Genomic DNA, 602 nt, shown 5'->3' on the forward strand with positions numbered 1-602 from the left:
GCCTCAGCCTCGGCCTCGGCGCGCTGCTCGGCGGGCGGCTCGAGCCGCGCGAACTGGTCCTGGTCGGCGCCGAGATCCGCCTGCCCTGGCCGCCCGCAAGCGTCGGCGCGCTGCGCCCGCCGCCCTGGCTGACGGGCTTCGACGCGCGCATCGAGAACAGCCGCGTCGCGGTCGGCGGCGCCGTGCTGGAAGGCGTCGATGCGCGCCTCGCCGCCCCCGGCCCGCTGGACGCCGTGCGCACGGAAGGCAGCTTCACCCTGCGCGGCGCGCCGGTGCGGTTCGAGGCGGTGGTCGGCCGGCCCGGCTTCGACGGCGTCGCGACGCTCGACATCTCCATGGCGCTCGGCGCGGCGAGCGTCACGGCGCGCGGCGTGCTGGTGGGGGAGGACGGGTTCGAGGGCCGGATCGAGGCCGGCGGCCCGGATCTTTCGGCCCTGCTCGCCGCCCCGGCGGGCCCCTTCCGTGCCAGCGGCCGGATGCGCGTGACGGCGGAGGTCGCGGCGGCGGACGATCTCGCGCTCGACCTCGGCGGCGTGACGGGCCGCGGCGCGGCGACCTTCCGCTTCGCCCCCGCGCCGCGGCTCGACCTGGCGCTCGCGCTC

At 79.2% G+C, this 602-nt stretch carries 1 protein-coding gene; it reads left to right on the forward strand.

Features of this window, described 5'->3' with window-relative positions:
- On the forward strand, positions 1-602 hold a 602-nt coding region (locus tag HW577_RS26185; RefSeq protein ID WP_198378982.1), incomplete at both ends, for an AsmA family protein.

It is taken from the genome of Neoroseomonas rubea, assembly GCF_016106015.1.
Classification (GTDB): domain Bacteria; phylum Pseudomonadota; class Alphaproteobacteria; order Acetobacterales; family Acetobacteraceae; genus Neoroseomonas; species Neoroseomonas rubea.